Annotated in this window: 11 protein-coding genes and 4 pseudogenes; 6 read left to right on the top strand and 9 right to left on the bottom strand. The window is 68.6% G+C overall.

Features of this window, described 5'->3' with window-relative positions:
- Positions 1-269: 269 nt before the first annotated feature.
- Positions 270-674, bottom strand: a complete 405-nt coding sequence (locus tag AB0E98_RS15895; protein WP_361702569.1) for a hypothetical protein — start codon at positions 672-674, stop codon at positions 270-272.
- Positions 675-873: 199 nt separating this feature from the next.
- On the opposite strand from AB0E98_RS15895, the gene AB0E98_RS15890 reads away from it, so the two are divergent.
- Complete coding sequence (locus AB0E98_RS15890) at positions 874-2,175, top strand: hypothetical protein (RefSeq protein ID WP_361702567.1); 1,302 nt, start codon at positions 874-876, stop codon at positions 2,173-2,175.
- Positions 2,176-2,187: 12 nt separating this feature from the next.
- Positions 2,188-2,757 carry a GNAT family N-acetyltransferase gene (locus AB0E98_RS15885; RefSeq protein WP_361702565.1) on the top strand — a complete coding sequence of 190 codons (570 nt, stop codon included), beginning with the start codon at positions 2,188-2,190 and terminating at the stop codon, positions 2,755-2,757.
- 78 nt (positions 2,758-2,835) lie between these two features.
- On the opposite strand, the gene AB0E98_RS15880 is transcribed toward AB0E98_RS15885, so the two are convergent.
- Positions 2,836-3,270: a hypothetical protein gene (locus AB0E98_RS15880; RefSeq protein WP_361702564.1), complete on the bottom strand. Its 435-nt coding sequence runs from the start codon at positions 3,268-3,270 to the stop codon at positions 2,836-2,838.
- Positions 3,271-3,901: 631 nt separating this feature from the next.
- Here AB0E98_RS15880 and AB0E98_RS15875 point away from each other — a divergent pair.
- Positions 3,902-4,429: pseudogene (locus AB0E98_RS15875) on the top strand (transposase); the annotation flags it as partial.
- 34 nt (positions 4,430-4,463) lie between these two features.
- On the opposite strand, the gene AB0E98_RS15870 reads toward AB0E98_RS15875, so the two are convergent.
- The 4 genes and pseudogenes from AB0E98_RS15870 to AB0E98_RS15855 all read right to left on the bottom strand — a co-directional run bounded on the left by AB0E98_RS15870 (position 4,464) and on the right by AB0E98_RS15855 (position 9,653).
- The gene (locus AB0E98_RS15870) at positions 4,464-4,829 is read right to left on the bottom strand and encodes a hypothetical protein (protein WP_361702814.1); all 366 of its coding nucleotides are present in this window, start codon (positions 4,827-4,829) and stop codon (positions 4,464-4,466) included.
- A 77-nt stretch (positions 4,830-4,906) separates the two neighbouring features.
- Positions 4,907-5,032, bottom strand: a complete 126-nt coding sequence (locus AB0E98_RS15865; RefSeq protein WP_361702812.1) for a hypothetical protein — start codon at positions 5,030-5,032, stop codon at positions 4,907-4,909.
- A gap of 22 nt (positions 5,033-5,054) precedes the next feature.
- Positions 5,055-5,495 (bottom strand): annotated as a pseudogene (locus AB0E98_RS15860) (hypothetical protein); the annotation flags it as partial.
- A 105-nt stretch (positions 5,496-5,600) separates the two neighbouring features.
- Entirely contained in the window at positions 5,601-9,653 is a 4,053-nt protein-coding gene (locus AB0E98_RS15855) for an endonuclease/exonuclease/phosphatase family protein (protein WP_361702563.1), read from the bottom strand.
- A 469-nt stretch (positions 9,654-10,122) separates the two neighbouring features.
- Here AB0E98_RS15855 and AB0E98_RS15850 point away from each other — a divergent pair.
- Positions 10,123-10,305, top strand: a pseudogene (locus AB0E98_RS15850) (transposase); the annotation flags it as partial.
- A gap of 280 nt (positions 10,306-10,585) precedes the next feature.
- Here AB0E98_RS15850 and AB0E98_RS15845 read toward each other — a convergent pair.
- Both AB0E98_RS15845 and AB0E98_RS15840 read right to left on the bottom strand, forming a co-directional pair.
- A complete protein-coding gene (locus tag AB0E98_RS15845) occupies positions 10,586-11,554 on the bottom strand; it encodes a Tn3 family transposase (protein WP_361702561.1) in 969 nt (322 codons plus the stop codon).
- 34 nt (positions 11,555-11,588) lie between these two features.
- Positions 11,589-13,595: pseudogene (locus AB0E98_RS15840) on the bottom strand (DUF4158 domain-containing protein); the annotation flags it as partial.
- A gap of 138 nt (positions 13,596-13,733) precedes the next feature.
- Between AB0E98_RS15840 and AB0E98_RS15835 the strand changes: the two are divergent.
- Together AB0E98_RS15835 and AB0E98_RS15830 are read left to right on the top strand one after the other, a co-directional pair.
- Positions 13,734-14,114: a hypothetical protein gene (locus tag AB0E98_RS15835; protein WP_361702811.1), complete on the top strand. Its 381-nt coding sequence runs from the start codon at positions 13,734-13,736 to the stop codon at positions 14,112-14,114.
- Positions 14,115-14,243: 129 nt separating this feature from the next.
- Positions 14,244-15,311, top strand: a complete 1,068-nt coding sequence (locus tag AB0E98_RS15830; RefSeq protein WP_361702560.1) for a terpene synthase family protein — start codon at positions 14,244-14,246, stop codon at positions 15,309-15,311.
- Between the two features lie 110 nt (positions 15,312-15,421).
- On the opposite strand, the gene AB0E98_RS15825 is transcribed toward AB0E98_RS15830, so the two are convergent.
- The gene (locus tag AB0E98_RS15825) at positions 15,422-16,651 is read right to left on the bottom strand and encodes an IS256 family transposase (protein WP_361702558.1); all 1,230 of its coding nucleotides are present in this window, start codon (positions 16,649-16,651) and stop codon (positions 15,422-15,424) included.
- Positions 16,652-16,893 lie beyond the last annotated feature (242 nt).

The following is a 16,893-nucleotide window of genomic DNA, read 5'->3' as shown; positions in this document are numbered from 1 at the left end:
GCGTGCTCGCTGGCCATCAGATGGCTGGTCACGGCGAGCGACTGGAAGAGGTCCTCGCAGCTCACCTGTACAGGCGACGGCTGTGGGCTACTCCGAGGGCCATTGCGCGGCGACCGTCGGGCTCATCTCCGATGAGGCGGTCAAGCTGCTGACGAAGGACCATAACCGGGCCGGCGAACCCGAGCGCCGCGATCGCGAGAACAGCCCGCCACCCGGCGCCGTGACCGGTACTCACCGCACCGCCGTCCCGCGCCCGCTGGTCAACTCTTTCAAAGCGCGGAACAGCAGGTCCGCCTGTACGAGCGGGGGGCCTCCACCCGGGGCGCGGAGAGCCAGTCCGCGGCCGGCGCGCCCGTGCTGGTCGTGGGCACCGACAGGTGCATCCCATCCGAGAGCACCCGGATGCCCGGCAGCGTCTGGTGGGGGAAGCACCGGGGCGTGACCAGGACGCAGAGCCGGTCGCGGACGTGGTCGGCCAGCACGGGGCACCCGACCCCCGGGTCCACGCGCAGGTGGTCCAGGGCCCGCAGCCCCAGCACCAGGGGATGGATGACCACGGCGTCCCACCGAACCCCACACGCCTCCCACCGGCCCCGGTCGCGGATGCTCCCCCACGCCTCACGCTTGCCGTCGTCCGGGACCGCGAGCGCCGTCCAGCGCGTCGTGGTGTTCATCAGGGCCTCCCTGCCATGCCAGTGCTGTGCATGCGTCCACGCAAGCAGTCACCGCTCTGCGAAAGCGATGCCAGGGCGATGAAAAACCGATGTAACTACCGGCCAGGGGGTGAACCATGGCCAAAGCCCGGGCACACCAGGACTGGGAGCGGTACCGTCACCGCGCCCCGTCATTGCGGATGCTGCCCCGGAGCGCCCTATGGCCAAGCGCCATCCCCCCAATGCCGTCTTACGCGAGCTGCGCGTGATCACGTTCCAGATGTCCCGCGCCGAGTTCGCCGCCGCCGTCAACGACACGGCCGCACGCATGGGGGAGAACGTGGCGTGCGGCGCCCGGCTGATCGCGGCATGGGAGGACGGCGACGTCGGCTGTCCCCAGGCGGCGTACCAGCGCGTCCTGACGACGATGACCGGGCGGACGACCGAGGAGCTGGGCTTCCGCCTCACGACCCGACCGGAGTCCCGACGGCCGACCCGGCCGTGCGAGACGGACCAGGAGGAGGACGTGATCCGCCGTGCCTTCCTGGCCGACAGCGCAGGCGTCGCCCTCTCCCTCATCCTCCTGCGACCCGAGTCAGCCGCCCCGGGCCGGATAGGGGTCCGCGACATACGCGCCGTCGACCAGGCCGTCACCACCCTGTACGCCCACGATCACGACCACGGCTCCGCCACCCTGCGCCGCGACGCCGGCCAGGCCCTGCACACCGCCTACCAGTGGCTGCAGGAAGGCCGGTACACGGAGAAGACCGGCCGCCGCCTGCGGGCGGCGACGGGCCATCTGTCCATCGCCGCCGGCTGGCTGTCGTACGACTCCGGCCGCGCCGCCGACGCCCGCTCCCTGTACGGCGAGGCCCTGGCCGCCGCCCGCCTCGCAGACGACCCCGCCCTCGAAGCCCATGCCTTCGGATGCCTGGCACTCCTCGCCAAGTCCTCCGGCCGACCCCGCGAGGCGATCTCCGCCGCCCAAGGCGCCCAGAAAGCCGCGCACGGCCACGGCTCCCCGCGGATGCTCGCCCTGTTCGCGATGCGCGAGGCCGGCGGATGGGCCCTCATGGGCGACGCCTCCGCCACCGACCGGGCGATCGTGCGCGCTCACACCCTCCATGCCAAAGGCCCCCGCGACACCGACCCCGCGTGGCTGGAGTTCTTCACCCCCGCCGAACTGGCCGGCCTCGAAGCACTCGCCCGCGCCGACCTGGGCCAGCACGAAAGCGCTGCCGCCGGAGCCGAGCAGGCCGTCCTGCTGCACGGAGATCAGTTCGCCCGAAACCGGGCCTTGTACCAAGCCGACGTCGCCATCCAACATGCCATCAGGGGCCGACCGGAACCGGAAGCAGCCGCCGAGGCCGCCGGCCGCGTCCTCGCGTACCTCCCCGACGTGCGCTCCGACCGCCTGCTGCAATCGCTGCACAACGTCGAAAGCGCCCTGCAACGGCACAACGGCGTCCCCGCGGTCGCCGACTGGCTGGAGGAGTACCGCACCACCACCGGCACCGGCTGACAAGGAGACGGCTTGAGCACCAGCACCGACGTGGTCCTGCGCACCTACGGCCCCGGCCAAGTCCCCCCACTGCTCGACGTCGTCGCCGACATCTGGGCCGACGCCCACCCCGAACTCGTCGACAACCCCGGCGCCACCGCCGCCGGCCTGTCCGTACCCGCACTCCGCCGCCAGATCACCAGCCACCTCAAACACCCAGGCTTCACCCTCGTCGCCGCCTACATCGGCGGCACACCAGCCGGATTCGGCTACGCCTTCCCCTGCAACGCCCGCTACTGGTTCGGCCCCGACCTCGTGGACCGCGTCCCCGACGGAGCCCGCACCGAGCGCCTCATGGGCCTGTGCGAACTGGCCGTCCGCTCACCATGGCAGTCCCAAGGCATCGGCTCCCAGATCCACGCCGAGCTATTGAAGGCCATCAACCCCCGCTGGTCCTCCCTGCTCGCCCTCCCCTCCAACGAACGCGGCAAGGACCTGTACGCCCGTCTCGGCTACCGCTACGTCGGCCCGTACCGCAACACCCCCGACGGCCCCGTCTTCGATCTGCTGCTCCTCCGCGTCGAGGGGAACGAACATTCCTGACCCGGAGGAGTGCCACGTTTCCGAGGGCAGGCATGCCCTCCACAGGGCACGCCCTGGTGCAGTCTGCTCCGCCAAAGGTCAGCGAAATTCGGGCCCGTCAGGGTCGACGGGAAGCCGTGGAGAGAGGGGCACGTCGGGGAAGGTCATGCGGTCGTGGCCGGTGAGCTCAATCCTGTACGGACACCACGCCTCCACTACATCCAAGGCCAGCGGCGGGGGCGGCAACTCGGCAACGGTCACCGTCCGCTCATCAATCAGGGCGGCGGCGTGGTTATGCCACCACCGGACCCAACCGTACAGCGCAGAGGGGTACAGGCTGAGCGGGCCGGGATTCTGCGGGTCGGCGGCGGTCATGGTGACCAGGTAGCCGGTCTGGCTGGCGCCACGGGCGGTGGTCAGCCAGACCAGCACGGTGCGCCCGTCGACGATCGTGCCAACGCACCGCGCGTACGGGTAGCGGCCGCGCAGGCGGTCCAGGGCCAGCAGCGGAGGGCTGTCGCCAGCCTCGGCCACGACGATGCTTGCGGATTCCGCGCGCTGCTCCTGGTCGAAGCGGTCCTGGCTCAGCTTCCTGCGGGCTTCGGTGGACCAGGCCGGGGATCAAGGGCTCGATCTCCGCCCATGGTCTGGGCACCATGGCCATCATGTGCAGCTGGAGCGTCTCCGGCTCCTGCCACATCACCTCGGGCGGCTCCAGCGGGTACCGGGTCACGTGGACCTGGAGCACCTCGTCGGGGCCGGGCACGGCATGGGTGTCGACGTTGGCGGCCGGGACCCGGGCTCCCGGATAGATCGCGACCATTGGGTGCCCCGTCGGCGCGCGCCCGTCGTCGTTGTCTGCACGCATCTCCCCGCCCCTACTCGTTTACGTGATCGTCCGCGATGACGGTAGCAACGGGCGGCAGAGACGTGCGGTTCTGATCGAACGAGGGTAAGGCGCGACTTTGGGAGGCACCGGGCAGGGCACCAGCATGGCTGCACCAGCAGGCGCCGTGCGAACTATTCGATCGGCTCGACATCCGGCGGCCTGAACCGGCGAAAGGGGTTCGGGGCGGGGAAACCGACACGGTCCGGGCCGGTGAGGAGGACACGGTACGGACGCCATGCCTCGACGACGTCCAGGGCCAGCGGCGGAGGCGGAAGGGATTCCGCGGGCGGCACCCACGAGTTCGTGGCCTGGCTCGCCCAGCGCGGACGCTGGCTGTCCTACTCGGTCGGCATGGTGATCACCGAGGCCATCCACGAGCACGTTCTGAAGATCCCGGCATCGGCCTGGACACCTGCGGTCGAGTCGGACGGCGAGGTCCGTGATGGGGCCTGGGTCGCCGAACTCACCGGCGACCTGCTCGACGGCTGGCCGCAGGGCATTCGGTTGATCGTCCGCAAGGAACGGCCCCATCCCGGAGCCCAGTTGAGGATCGCGGACGCTGACGGCATGCGGATCACCTGCTTCGCCACCAACACACTCAACCGGCCCATCGCCCAACTCGAACTCCGCCACCGGCTGCGGGCCCGCGCGGAGGACCGGATCCCGGCCGCGCGTGCGACCGGACTGCGGAACCTGCCCCTGCACGACACCGCGCAGAACGGCATCCGGTTGGAGATCGTCCAGATCGCCCTCGACCTGCTGGCCTGGATGCCCATGCTCGCCCTGACCGATCAGACCCGGCTCGACTCCGTCAGCGGCCCATCACGAAAGATCGAGGCTAGGGAGCCAAGCTATTCCTCAGGTTCCGATAGCCGGGGTTACCAATAACGGGGAGCGGGGCGGTGTCCAGGACCTCCAGGGTGTCGACGGTGAGCCGGGCCGGGGCGCCCTCGGTGGTGGGCTGGAGGCCGGTGCCGGTGACGCGGAGGAGGTCGCCTGGCTGGATCTCGCGCAGGAGCACGGCGGTGATGCGCGGGTCGGCGGTGGTGCAGGCGTACACGGTGTCCGGGGTGTCGGGGGCGATCCGGTCTGCGTCGGTGGGGGAGTGGATGAGGTCGAACGTGGCGGTGCCCCAGCTGGCGCCGGGTGCCGGGATCGCGTCGACGTAGCCGTCTATGGCGAGGTGGGTCTGCGGGCTGGCCATCATCGGGTCTCCGTCCGGGCCTTGGCGGTGCGTGGGGAGCGGGGTCGGGGGGTGTACTGCGCGCGGAGCAGGAGCTCTCAGTTGCGCTGCTGCTGACCGGGTGTGATCGGCCGGGCCTTGGGTCCGTGGCGGTGCCAGAGCGGTGAGGCCGGCGGTTCCGGGTAGGTGAGGGCGTGGTCGACGTCGCGCTGGGTGCTGTTCATGGGGTCTCCAGGCGAGTGGTCCCGGCCGCAGGCCGGGTAGCTGCTGGAGGTCCTGTGCGGCCAGGTCCCCGGTGGGCTTCCAGGGCCCGAGCTGTCCGCGTGCGGGGATCGGCAGGGCGAGGGCTTGGACGTCGGCGAGCTCCAGGTGCCAAAGGCCGGGCTGCGCCCACTCGGTGCGGGGTGGCGCGCCGTCCAGGTTCTGGTGGCAGTTGGTCAGCCGGGCGACGCCGATCACGGTGCTGGTCGGCAGGTCGCGGCCGCGGATCGTGCGGGCGATCAGCGGCTGGCGCAGGGCGGGCTGGTCGATCTACTTGCCTGCGTGCAGGAGCATCCAGCCGTGCCAGAACCAAGCCCGGGGGCGGTTCTTGACCGTCTTGGCTCCCGCCAGGATGCAGGTCGCCCATGGCTGCTTGACGGTGAGGCTGCGGATCCGGTCGCCCTCTGAGACCGGCACGCCACCCACCTATCGGATACGGGTGCGCGGCGCACGGATGGGACCGTGCGCCGCGCTGTGGTCCCCGGGGGACCGTGGTGTGTCCGGGCTGCCCGGTGGGGGCCCGGGGGTGGTTCAGGAGGAGTAGTCGCGCAGGAACAGGGAGGTGCCGGAATCGGTGCGGGAGGCGTTGACGCCGTCGCCCCGGGTGTAGTCGCCGCGTTCGTTGTCCGCCCAGTCCTGGATGGGGCCGGCCGCTCCCTTCAGGTGCTGGAAGATGCTCGGGTCGCCGGCGGCGGAGCCGAACTGGTACACCCTGGAGGTGTCGGTGTAGGGCTGGTAGGGCTCGAAGGGGCCTCCGGCCTTGGCTTGTTTGATCAGGTTGTTGCGGAAGAAGATGTTCTGCGGTCCGGTGGCGCCGGACCAGCCGATGCCCTTGGCGCCGGCGGTCCAGTAGATGGGCCACCAGGTGCCCTTGTCGCCGGCCCCGCCCTCACCACCGCAGTTGGCGGTGCACTTGCCGGAACGGTGGTCGTAGGGAACACGGACGGTGTTGTTCTCGAAGAGGTTGCGGCGTTCCCAGCCGCCGTGCAGGTTCAGGTCGGAGTCGAAGTCGTTGCCGAGGGCGACGTTGCCGGAGGCCGACCACTGGAAGGTGAAGTGTCGTAGGTTGCGGCTGGTGTTGAAGGCGTAGAGGGAGTCCCAGACGCGGGATCCGCGCAGGTATCCGTTGCCGCCCTTGCCTTTGTTCCAGGCGCCGTCGAAGACGTTGCGCTCGATCTGGATGTTCTTGGCCACCTCGGTGACGACCGGGTGGGAGCCGGTCATGTCGGCGCGGACGCCGCGCACCCAGGAGTCGGAGGCCCATTTGAAGACGATGCCGTGCATGGCGTACTCGGGGGCCATGTTGCCGTAGTTGTTCACGGCGTCGGTCGGTGTGAGCTGGTAGGTGCCGCCTTTGAGCTTGGGCAGGCCGTTGATGTCCTGGGTGAAGGAGAAGTCCTCGAAGCCCACGTCCGTGATCATCTTCAGAGGGGTGACCTTGCTGGCGTAGGGCTTGTCCTCCAGTTCCAGTGGCGGAGAGCCGTCGGAGGTGGAGTTGACCGGGAGGTCGAACTCCAGAGGCTTGTCGATCGTGACGGTGTGCTTGGCCGGGTCCACGGCGGTGATGGTGAACACCTGCTGGCGCATGTGCAGGTTTTGGATCTTGGGGTCCTCCACCGAGGCGGGAATTTCCTGCGACTGGTAGAACTTCAGGCTGTTGGCCGCGCCGACCCACAGGTAGCCGCCCGGCTTGAAGACGCCCATGGTCGCCTGGGGATCCACTTGGATGACCCGGTCGCCCTGGCGGGCGGCGTAGTTGGCGTCGGCTGCGGCGCCGGACACCGTGACGCCCGAGTCCCAGTGCTGGTTGATCGAGCCCTCAAAGAGGTCGCGCCGGTTCTCCGGGATCTTGGAGGGGTAGTCGCAGACTCGGGTGTATTTCTCGGCGACCTCGCGCGTCTGGACGCGGAACAAGCCGCGACCCGGCCAGATCCAGCCGCCGGTGCCGATGTAGCTGCCCAGCTTGAGCTTGCACTCGTGCCTCATCCCCGCCTGCTCCCAGCGCTCGCCCTTCTCGTTCAGGGTGTCGTAGCGGGTGCTCTCATCGGGGCGGAAGACGATCCGCGAGCCGTTCTTCGGGTCCGCGCCCTGTCCCCGGATGACCAGGTAGGAGGCGTCCACGGAGAGCTGCTTGCTGACGTTGAGCACGCCCTTGGGCAGCTCGATCACCGACAGCCTGCCCGGGGCGGCGTTGGGCGTGCACGCGGTGCGAATGTGGTCGATGGCCTTCTGCAGCCCCTCCGTGTCGTCCTGTCCGTCGTCGGGCTTCACCTTGAACCGCGTCTCGAGTTCGAGCGGGGTGATGTGGCAGGCGGCGTTGGTGGTGCGGGAAGCGGCGCCAGGCAGCGTCTCACCTCCGTGGTAGCCGGCCCGGCTCCAGTCGGGCAGCCCGGCCATGGGCGCGCGGCGGTTGCTCTTGCTCAGCACCTGGTTGGTGGTGTCGACCGTGGTGTCGACCGAGTCGCCCGAGCGGAACGGCTTGCCCACACAGGCGGACGTCACCGGGGATGTGCCCAGTTTCTCCGCGACCTTGGTCAGGCAGGCCGACAGGGCCAGCTGGCCGTAGTAGTTCGGGTGGACGGCCTCCTGCTGGTGCCCCTGGGACTGCCACGGAAGGTTCTTGACGCCCTCGAACAGGTACGGCACGAACCGCACCCACTCGGCGTGCTCGGCCTGGAGCGGGGAGGACAGCTTGTGGGCCGTGTTGGCCTGCTGTGCGTTCCGGCTGCACAGCTCGTGCCCAGCGAACGCGTCCTGCAGATCCAGGAAGGACACCCCGGCCTTGTTCGCGGCGCTGCGGAGCATGGCGCTGATCCGGGGCACCACCGAGGTGTTCGCCCAGTCGCTGTCCGCGTCCAGGAACGGGCATCCGCCGCTCAGGTACCGGCTGTACTTGTCCGGCGGCAGGGGAGCGTCCTCCGGGTCGCGGTAGTCACGGCCGCGCGGCAGCGGGTTGGGGTAGGACTGCAGCACGATCTGGTACGAGCCTTCCTCCTGACCCGCCTCGCTCAGCACCTTCCGGATCGCCTCGACCGACTGCACGACCTTGTCCTGCACGGGCTCGAGGGCCTCGGCGAAGTCCTTCTCCTTGGCGCCGCGGCAGCCCTTGTTGAACTGGGACGGGGAGAAGTACGCCTTGACGCAGTCCTGGAGGATGTCGGAGAACTTCAGGTCGTTGCCGCCGATCGACAGCGCGACCAACCGTACGTCGTTGTTCTTCGCGATGTCGCGCAGGTCGTCGATCTGGGTCCGCTGGCCCTTGAACCCGGTCGTCGTGATGTTGTCCGTGACCGCACCCGAGCAGGCGATGTTGAACCGTCTCTCCACCGGCACGCCCGCGACCTTCACCCCCTTGATCTCGGCGGAGTCGGACCGGTCGCACGCGCTACCGCCCTTGCCGTAGGACGTGTCGCCGTAGACCTTCGACAGGTCGCGGTCGCAGGCGGTCTCGTCACCGTTGCAGTTCACCGCGGCCCGGTCGGTGCCCCACGCCGAACCAGCCGCGGAGGAAGCGGCATTCCCCGCCCACCGGCCGCCCTCACCCGAGATGTAGCTGTCTCCCATGGAGACGACCGCGGACGGCGAACCGCATGCGTCCCCCGCGGCACGCGCGACGCGTCGGGCACCGGCCTGGTTGTAGTACGTCAGTTTGGACCAGTCACTGTTGCACGTGGGACTGTTCAGACGGGCGAACCGCACGGGCCAGTGGTCGGATCCATCGTTCTGGTTGTTCCCGGCCACGACGAGGTTCGACAGCTGATCGCTCGCGACCATGAAGTCCAGCGGGAAGCCGGACAGCTGTGTCGGGACAGGGGTGCCGTCCGGGGCGCCGTTGACCGTCGGGTAGAACGTGGTGGGGAAAACATTGCGCGTATAGGCCGCGTGGCTGTTGAAGTCGCCCAGGGCCCGCCACCGTTGGCCGGGCATGGCACGGGCGACCGTGTTGATCAGGGCAACGGCATGCGGGTTGGGCGTATCGCCGGAACGGATCGAGGCCGCGTGGATGTCGAAGTACCAGGTGCCATTGACCTGTACACCGAACGCGGGACGCGACCTTATCCACCTGTTTCCCGTGTCCTGGGCGGGGAGGATCGTGATACGGGACCTGAGGTCGGCAAGGTTCTGGGGTGCGTGCCTCAGCCAGATCGCCATGGACTTCTGGCTGTTGCCCTGCGTGTCTGGATCATCGGGATCGATACTGGTGCCGGCGCCCCAAAGGTTCCTGTCGAGGATGTCCAGGTAGAGCAGAACCCCTTCCTCCGTTCCTCGTCCGGGCTTGCCCCACCGCTGCGCGTAGAGCCGGTACTTCAGGCTGGGAAGCCCGGTCGCGGTCTGCGTGGGGTCGTTGAGGTTGTTACCGAGCTCCACAGTCCTGGCGAAGTCGGAGGGAGGAGTTGTGGCTTCCTGCAGCGCCAGGACATCGGCGTCTTTGATCAGGCTCGACCTGACGTAGTTCCACCGGGTACCGCCCTGCATGTTGAACGTGATGGCCGACTCATCGATGGCCTCGAGCGCCCGCGCGGACGCGGGCGCGAACACTGTGACGAGCGAGGCGAGCATCGCCACGCACAGCGTCTGCACCACCGTGCGGGCCCGCCAAGGGCTCGGTCTGTGCCGGGAACTACGCCCCGGCGTACCTATGGACAAAGGTCCGTCTCTCTCTTCCGGTCCGCACACGTGGCGGACGACAGTGAGAGAATATAAAGAAATCTTAAAGCCACTTGACGGAAGCACTCACTCGCCGGGCCGCACGCCCGCGACCACAGGGGGCAATCCCCCGGACCGGCGCTCGCGCCATGCCCCGCGACGAGGAGCAGTTGAGCACCGTGACTGCGCGACCGATGACATGTTCGGAAATACATTAACCGCCTTTGAACCTGACGACCAACCACATCTCCCGGCCTGAGCGGCTTGAGTGAAGAACGGCGCTGTTCTCCGGATCCGGTCGGCACGATCGTCCGGACCCAGGATCTTCGCCGGGTGGCCCGGCCGTGCCACCGCCGACAGCGCGGCCAGGCCGCCCTTCTCCCGCAGAACGCTGACCCGGAATGACACCGCGCGCTACGGCAAGGCCGAGACCCAGGCGTGGGACCGAATGCACCCCTTGCTGACCCACCGCTCCGCATGGATCGACGACGACGGGGAACTTCCCCTGGTCAAGGGCACCCTGCTCTGGCTGAAGGTCGACCACCTCCCCGGCGACCGCGACGCGCCACCCATCTGGCTGTGGTCCTCCGCCATCGACGCCAACGCCGAGGACGTCGACTTCGTGTGGTCGTGCTACCTGGGGTGCCGTTAACGAACGGCGAACAAGGTGACAAGTGACCCGCCAGTAGCCTTCGGTTCGAAGGTGCTGGTCCGGGAGGCTGTGGGAGGACCTGCCGGAGATGGCCTCGGGCGTCACCCGTCTCCAGGCGATCCGGGCGGGGTGGCTGGATGGTCCGCCGGCGAACCGGACCGTGACCTGGCCCGGTCCTGTACGGACCCGAACTGCCTCGGCGCTCGCTGACCTCGCTTCAGGCCGCGAGCTGGAGCCGGTGGCCCATGTTCAGCTGGACCTCGCCGTACGGGCGGACGTGCATCCAGAACAGCGGGGTGAGGGCCCGCTTGTCCTCCTCGGTGAGGACCCCGGCCCATTCGGGCTCGGTGAGCAGGTCCTGGATCATCAGCGTGTTGACGAACACGAGGGCCGTCTGGAGCAGGTGCAGGGAGAGGACGGAGAGTTCCTGCTGGTCACGGCGGTTGCTGGAGAGTTCGCCGCTCTTGCCGAAGAAGATGACGTCGTTGGCGCCGTTCCAGCCCTCGACGACGTTGAGGCCTTCCTGGATTTCGCGCTGGAGGTCGCGGTTGCGCAGGTAGCGGGCGACGAAGATGGTTTTCTGTGCCCGGCCGACCTCCAGCATGGCCTGGTAGACGGGGTGGGAGGCGGTGCGGGTGAAGCGCCGCAGGATGGCCTCGGTGGAGGCGGTGCCGACCCGGATGGCGGTGGCGTACTTGATGAGCTGGTCGTAGTTGTTCGCAATAACGTCCCAGCGGATCGGGCGCGTCATCGCGCCGTGGAGGCGTTCGTAGGTGTCTTCGTCCTCGCGGCCGGGCCGGTAGAGCTTGACCTTGTTGATCTGCTTGATGCGCGGCAGCAGGTCGTAGCCCAGGAGCCTCGTGAGGCCGAACCCGATTTCCGATTGGCCGTGCGAGTCGACGTAGTTTCCTTCGGCCTGCATGGTGGTGGCGTGGCGCATCATGCCCTCGATGGCGGCGGCGACCTCGGAGGCGGTGCAGTTCAGCAGCTGGGAGTGGATGGCCATCGAGCCCTTTTCGATGTGCCAGTAGACGAGCACGCCACGGCCGCCGTAGCGGGAGTGCCATTCGGTGAAGATGTTGCGGTCCCAGGCTTTGAAGTGGGTGGAGTCCGAGGCCACGGTGGTGGTGCCCTGGCCCCAGATGGCCTCGGAGCGGGCGGCGAAGGTGGCGTTGGCGACGGCCACGCCGGCGGCTTTGAGGCCGGGGGGCGGTGAGGTAGCGGCGGGCGGTGTAGCGCAGGTCCTCCTCGCTGTGGCCGTGCTTGCCGGCGGCCACCGAGCGGATTCCGGAGTTCGTTCCGTACGCGTAGGCGATCAGCAGCAGCCGCTCCAGCAGCTTCGCCTCGTCGATCGACTCGCGCATGCCCGGCGGGCTGAGGGCCTTGAGCATCCCCGTGCGCAGGGCGGCTTCCTTGAGGATGTCGATCAGGGCGACGGTGCCCCACTTCTTACGGATCGCCTTCTTCAGCCGCCGGAGGTTCTTCGGCTCCTTCTGCGGCTCCGGGTCGGTGAACTTGATCGCCCCGCTGCGGCGCTTGCCGTCGATCGTCACCCACGGCAGCTTCGGCAGGGCCGTGTTCAGCGCGGTGAGGGCGTCGCGCATTTCGCGCCCCAGCTGGTCGATGAAGACGGCTGCGTCGCGGGGCTTGTTCAGCTTCTCGTAGTACTCCGCCCGGCGGAGCTCGAAGTCGTCGGGCAGGTCCTCATCCGGGTTACGCCATTTGTCGGCGCCCACGACCCAGATCTCCTTGCAGCGCAGGCACTCGCGCAGGGCCTGGAAGACGCACGCCTCATACACGGTCCGCAGGACGCGTTGTGGGCCCTTGGCGGGGGTGTGGAGGGCGAACTCCATCCAGTCCTTGCGGACCACGCCGTCCCAGGGAATGGTCTCGCCGAGCGGCAGGTAGGTGGTCGAGGAGTCCTTGTGGCGCTCGATCAGCTCCAGGGCTTCGATGACGGGCTTGTGCTTGTCGTTGGAGGAGCGGAAGTCCAGTACGCCCAGGAGCTTGGTCAGCCCGGCGCGGTAGTGGTTGCTGTAGGAGGACTTGAACACCTGGCGCTTGGAGCGGGCGAAGGCGGCGTTCGTGGCCTTCATCTCCGCGACCAGGTCCTTGAGGGTCGTCTCCCCGCCGGCCGCCGGGAAGACGACTTCGCGCACCGAGCTCTCCGGGGCGCCCAGCGATGCGGCGGCGATCTTCCCCAGCAGCCCGGCTTTGCCCCTGACCTTGGTGAACTCGGCGACGAACGCCTCGGTGACCTTCTTCTCCGCCCGCGCGTTGATACGGTGCACGGTGGAGTTCAGCAGCTCCACCAGGGTGTCGGTGATCTCCCGCTGCCGCTGGAAGAGCAGCGCGGCCAGGAGCACCTGCCGCGTCGCCGTATCGAAGCGCCGCAAGTGGCTGGGCGAGGCCGCCATCGCGCGGGCCCGCCAGGCATTGATCACCTGCACGCCGATCCCGGCGAACACCTTCTCCGGCACACCGACGGCACGGACCTGCTTGAGCTTCTTGATCTCGTCCAGCAGCGAGTTCAGGCTGACGTTCCCCGGGTGGGACTTGATGTCGGCCAGCACCGTCTCGACGTCGTCCTCGCCCTCCTCGTCAGGGCTGTCGCTGTCTTCTGTGGCCGCCTCGGGCTCCGCGCCGTCCGCGGGGGCCCCGGTGAGGTCGGTGAAGACCAGAGCGTCCAGGCGCCGTCGGCAGCCCTCGGCCTGCGCGAGGCGGGCGGCGACCTCGGCGACGGCCCGCTCGTCGGCCTGGCGGAGCGCGGAGCGGATGATCGACGTGACCTGGTCCGGGGTCGGCGGCTCGGTCCGGTCGTGGTGCATGCGCTGGAAGAGTTCGCTGCGGACTTGTTCCTCGCGGCGTTCGTCGTGCCAGATCGCGTCGACCAGGTGGGAGGTGAGCTTGATCTGGTCGGTGACCGAGCACTCATGCCAGCCGGTCAGCTCCCGGATCTCGGTGCGGTGCCGCTTGGCCGTGCGGGAGGTGAAGTCGTACAGCCCCATGTCGGCAGCCGGGACACCGACCTGGTTGGCCACGTGCGCGACCGCGTCCGCCGGCAGTTCGATGCGGGTCTTGGGGAAGCGGCCGCGGAAGAGGACGAACTTCAGCTGGACGGCGAAGCCCAGGCGGGTGGCCCCGCTCTTGTTCCGCAGCCAGTCCACCTCGTCGCCGACGAGCGTGAAGTGCTCGACCACCGCGTCCAGCCCCAGATCCCGACTCACCCGGGCCCGCCCCTTCCTCGACGCCCCGGGCCGGGCGACGAGCTGCCGCCGGTGGTACCGCGTGCGGCGTTCACTCGTTCAGCTCAACGACGTGATCCACTTCCGGCAACGGCCGTATGGATGGGTGAGGAGATGAGGGTGGCCATCTCGGTGGCCCCGCGCCCGCCTGAAGCCGTTGTTGAAGCCCTGCTGAAGGGCGCGACCGACAGCCCGATCTGCCGGGTGGAACCGGCGGTGCTCGCGGATGCCATCGACGTCGTGAACGCCTATGCAGAGACCGCACACACCACCGCGGAACTGGCGGAGCTGCACGATGCGGCGGCGGCCGCCTCCATCAAGAGGTGGGGCCGTGCCCGTTGGTGCTGTTCCCCGGACCTGGACCCGGAGCAGATCGAGGACGAGCCCGACATCGCCGCCGAGTGGGGATGGCGTCCCACTGCGTGGTATAGCCGATCACGGGCCAGGTATGCGCGGGCTCGCTCCCGGGGCGCACAATCGCGAAGGCTTCACGCGCCCTGAGCATGGGGCAGTCACTTCCCGCGGCAGCCGCGGAGTTATAACCGCTCTCGCCAACATGCTCACCGAGCGCCAGCACTGACTACACCCGCCCCAGCCGACTACTGCGGCCGTCCGACCGGGAGACCCGCCGTGACACCCCTGCCCTACACCATCCCTTCCCTGTACTGTCCTGCGGCGCCCCCACGCCATCCGCAGGCAGATGAGATCAAGCAGCGGGTCGATGCCCAGTTCGCTGAATACGGGCTGCGGGAGATTCCCGAGTACGCCGCCGCCTACGACAGCATGGAAATGAGCGAGCTGTTCGTGCGCTGCCATCCCGTCGGCGAGATGAGCGCCCTCCTGGCCATCGCCCCGTTCTTCTTCCTCGCCGGACTCGACGACAAGCCGCAGTCGGCCACAGATGCCGCCCAGCAACCGCCCGGTATCTCCAGCCTGATCGGAGCAAGCGCGGAGGACGTCATCGCCCTCATGGCCAGCCCCGATGTGCAGCGACTGGTCACCGACCCGCTCGCGGCGGCATTCCTGCAGGCCGGGCGGCACTTTGCGGACGTCGCCACACCGGACAAACTCCGTCTTGTCGTCACACGCTTCATGGAGTGGGTCACTGTCGAACGCCGCCTGACCGAGCAAGAAGCCAGCGGCTACAGGCCCGGCATCACAGAAGCCATCCACGACCGGATGACCTCAGTCGCGCTCCCGTTGATCGAGGCGTTCACAGCCGGGGCTTTCCCCGGCCTCACACACCGCCAGGTCGTCCAGGCCCCGGCCTCGGAGTTCTGGCAGCTCATCGCGCTGGCCGCTGCGGCCCACAACGACCTCATCTCCGGATACGTCGAACACGACGTCGCCGGCAACCTCGTAAACACCTTTGCCCGCGAGCCCGGGACCACATGGCAGGAAGCCGCCGACCGTGTGGCGGACCTGGCCGACCGCGCCCTGGCCGAAGCCCAGCGGTGCCTCGACACTCTCGTAGTCAGCAGTGCGGATCCGGAGTTGCTGGATCATCTCACCACCGCGCTGGCCCATCCGATCGTCGCCATCCGCTGGTTCTACCCCCGGCAGATGACCCGCCGGTATCGCACCACGAGTCTGGACCTGACCCGCGCGATCCCGCCCCTCACGGATGAACCCCAGAACATCGGGCCTCCCGGCATTGACATCATCGACCATCTCTGGCATCCGGAGACGGGGTTGTAGCTGCCGCTGAGGGAGCCGTCAGCAGTGCGGGCCATTCGAACACCTCGCCCGTCTCAGCCCCCAGCCGTGGGCAGCGGCGGTCTCCGCACGTGGTGGCAGACCTGTAGCGGTCATGTCCCCTGTGATGGTGTCGCGAGGTCGATCTGATCTTTGGTTTGGGGGTAGATCGTGTCCATGCTGCCTTCGGGGAGGTAGCGGCGGGGGAAGGCGATCCACTCGTCGTGCATCTCGACGAGCACGGCGGTGGTGAGGCGCTCAAGGGCATCGGGGTTGGGAAAGATCTGGACGACGTCGGTCCGGCGTTTGATCTCGCGGTTGATCCGTTCCAGTGGATTGGTCGACTGGATCTTCTTCCAGTGCCGGTCGGGGAAGTCCGCGAAAGCGGTCAGGTCCTCCTTCGCTTCCAGGAGCATGTTCTTGACCTTGGGGAACTGGCGGCCGAGCATGTCGGCGACGGTGTCGAGCTGGGCCCGGACGGCTGTGGCGGTGGGCTGGGCGAAGATCGTGCGGATGGTCGCGGCCACCATCTCCGCGGCGTCCTTGGGGATCACCGCGAAGACGTTGCGCAGGAAGTGAACGCGGCACCTCTGGTAGCCGGCGCCGAGCATGACCTTGCGGATGGCCTTGACCAGGCCGCTGTGGTGGTCGGCGATGACCAGGCGGACCCCGGACAGGCCGCGCTCGCGCAGCGAGCGCAGAAACTCGGTCCAGAAGGCTTCGGTCTCGCTGTCGCCGACCATCAGCCCGAGGACTTCGCGTCCGCCGTCCTCGGTGATGCCGGTGGCGATGACCACGGCCTGGGAGACGATCTGGTGGTTCACGCGGGCCTTGCAGTATGTCGCGTCCAGATAGACGTAGGGGAAGCGGGTGTGGTCCAGCGGCCGGGTGCGGAAAGCGGTGAGCTCGGTGTCCAGGCCGGCGCAGAGCCGGGAGACCTCGCTCTTGGAGATCCCGCTGTCCGCTCCCAGGGCCCTGACCAGGTCGTCCACGCTGCGAGTGGACACCCCGTGGACGTACGCCTCGACGATGACGGCATACAGGGCCCGGTCGATCCGGCGCCGGCGTTCGAGCAGGCTGGGGAAGAAACTGCCGGTGCGGACCTTGGGGATCGCCAGGTCGAGATCCCCGGCCTGCGTGGTCAGCGTCTTCCCGCGGTGGTCGTTGCGCAGATTGGTACGGGTCTCGGTGTGCTCACCGGGCTCCGCCCCGATGAACGAAGTGGCCTCGGCCTCGATGAGTTCCTGCAGGATCCGCTGGGCCAGGACCCGGACCAGCTCGATTCCGTCCGTCGTACGCAGTGACTCCATCAGCCGGAGTAGGTCATGCTGGGACAAGGCCATCGCGTCACCTCTCTCAACGAGCTTCGCTACTCGGAGAGTTACGCGATGGCCGGCCCATGACCAGGGGTGACGCACTGATCCCTGCTACACCACCCTGCGGGACACCATCCGAGTGGGCCGCAGCCGGCGGCAACCGCAGGTAAGTGTTGGGGGGGGGGGGCCCGGGACCCCCGCCCACAAAAACCGGGGGGGGGGCGCGGGGGGGGGCGGCCGGCAGACCGACTGGGGGGGGGACGCGGAGA

Source organism: Streptomyces sp. NPDC037389, assembly GCF_040636475.1.
Taxonomy (GTDB): domain Bacteria; phylum Actinomycetota; class Actinomycetes; order Streptomycetales; family Streptomycetaceae; genus Streptomyces; species Streptomyces hesseae.
The sequence above is the reverse complement of the archived record's forward strand: the minus strand, read 5'-3'. Positions and strand labels throughout refer to the sequence as shown.